Source organism: Citrobacter sp. ANG330, assembly GCF_047467925.1.
Classification (GTDB): Bacteria; Pseudomonadota; Gammaproteobacteria; order Enterobacterales; family Enterobacteriaceae; genus Citrobacter_A; species Citrobacter_A amalonaticus_G.
Genome location: NZ_JASJUI010000023.1, coordinates 1 through 2,093 on the forward strand (window position 1 = coordinate 1; position 2,093 = coordinate 2,093).

1 protein-coding gene is annotated in these 2,093 nt (G+C 49.5%); it reads left to right on the top strand.

From position 1 onward, the window contains the following. Positions 1-1,636 (top strand): RHS repeat-associated core domain-containing protein (locus QNN88_RS22720; RefSeq protein WP_414242134.1); only part of this gene is annotated, 1,636 nt, incomplete at its 5' end. Between the last annotated feature and the right edge of the window lie 457 nt (positions 1,637-2,093).

Consider the following 2,093-nt stretch of genomic DNA (forward strand, 5'->3'; position numbering starts at 1 on the left):
CGAAACGCAGCGCCGCTTCGGCGAGTACGAACTGACCACGGCATACACGCCGGGCGGTCAGCTACAGCACCATCACCTCAGCATTCTCCAGCTTAACCGCGACTACACCTGGAACAGCGGCGGACAGCTGGTCCGTATCAGCGGGCAGCATGAGCAGCGGGATTATCAGTACGGCGACGCCGGGAGGTTGCTCGGCACACACATTAAATCGTCCCACCACGACCTGGTGCAGTGGACGCTCACCGACCCGGCGGGCAACCGGACAGCGGAACGGGATAAATATCCGATGCTGCCGGAAAGCTTCCCGGATAACCGCATCACCCAGGATGTGGAGAACTTTTATCATTATGACGAACACGGCAGGCTGACGGAGAAAAACGAGCGCCGGATACACCCGCACGGCAGCTTCGTACATCACTACCGCTACGATAACCAGCACCGACTGGTGCACTACCGCCGGATGCAGGCAGGCAACGTGCTGACGAAAAGCCGTTATCTTTACGACCCACTGGGACGGCGAATCAGCAAACGGGTGTGGGCATGTACGGTATTTCACGATGGCTCGTGTTCACAGCCGGCGCTGCAGGAAACCGTGTGGTACGCCTGGGACGGCGACAGGCTGACCACCACGCAGACGGACAAAACCCGTATACAGACGGTGTACCAGCCGGGGAGCTTTACGCCGTTCATCCGTATTGAAACGGCAACCGCAGAGCTGGCAAAAGCAGCACGTCGCACGCTGGCCGAGAAATTTCAGCAGGAAGCAAACGTGACCTTCCCGCCAGAACTGGTGGCAATGGTGGATAATCTGGAAGCGGAACTACGGCGCGGAGAACTCAGCGAAGCCACCCGGGCGTGGCTGGCACAGTGCGGCCTGACGCCGGAGCAGATGAAAAATCAGCTGGAGCCGGAATATACGCCGGAACGCAAAATCCACCTGTACCACTGCGACCACCGGGGGCTGCCGCTGGCGCTGATTGACATTAAAGGACGGGTTGCGTGGCGAGCTGAGTCTGATGAATGGGGGAATATGCTGCGGGAAGATAATCCGCATAACCTGGAACAGCTCATCCGCCTGCCGGGCCAGCAGTATGATAAAGAGACAGGACTGTACTATAACAGGCACCGTTACTACGACCCGTTACAGGGAAGGTATATCACTCAGGACCCGATAGGGCTGGAAGGGGGATGGAATTTATATAGTTACCCGTTAAATCCGATTATAGGCATGGATCCATTAGGTTTATATCAGATGTGCCATAGAAAATTCGATCCTGTGCCCGTTCCATATGCAAGGCATTGCTATATGAAGTTTGAAGATGGTACTACATCAAGTTTTGACAATAAGGGAGTTCATGCAGATCCTGCCCCCAATAAATCAGGTACAATATGTACTGAGCCTCAAAATCCATCACTCGATGAGTGTATTCGAGAAGCGATGAAGCAATGTAAAGGTGAAAAGTATCACTTTACTGAGTTTAACTGTTGCCACTGTGCAGAACAGGCGATGAAATCTTGTGGCGCATCTATCCCTAAGACATCATGGCCAAACGCCCCAATAAATCCTGGGCCACAACCCGGAGAACCCGGCTATATCCGAGAGCCAGTATTTGGATCAAGTCTGGGAGATAGATAAGTATGTTAAAATATTTCATTGCCGAACTTTTATGGGTGTTTTTATTTTTATTTTTGTTAATAATGGAGAAGTATATTCCCATATATGTATATGAGCGAATAAATCTTCCTGCATCCATCATCTCGTGGGTATCATGGGGATTTCTTATTCTGTGTGGCTTGAGAGTTTCGTGGTATAAAGATCTGAGTGCCTGGTGGTTATGTTGCGTATATGCTTTTATAATATCTATTTTTATTTTCATATATAACACCTTCGCCTATAGATTACATCAACCATCTGATTTTCCAGACGTTGTTGGAAGTATATGGTTGTCAGCGATTTTCTTTGCCTTAAGTTTTTGTGTCATTTTTGTTGGCTTTTTTACAGGTATTATTCTGAAGTATTTACTGTCTAAATTAAATTAATATTTTTATTAAGAGATTGTAGCTACACACTGTACCAGTCGGGAAGCTTTACG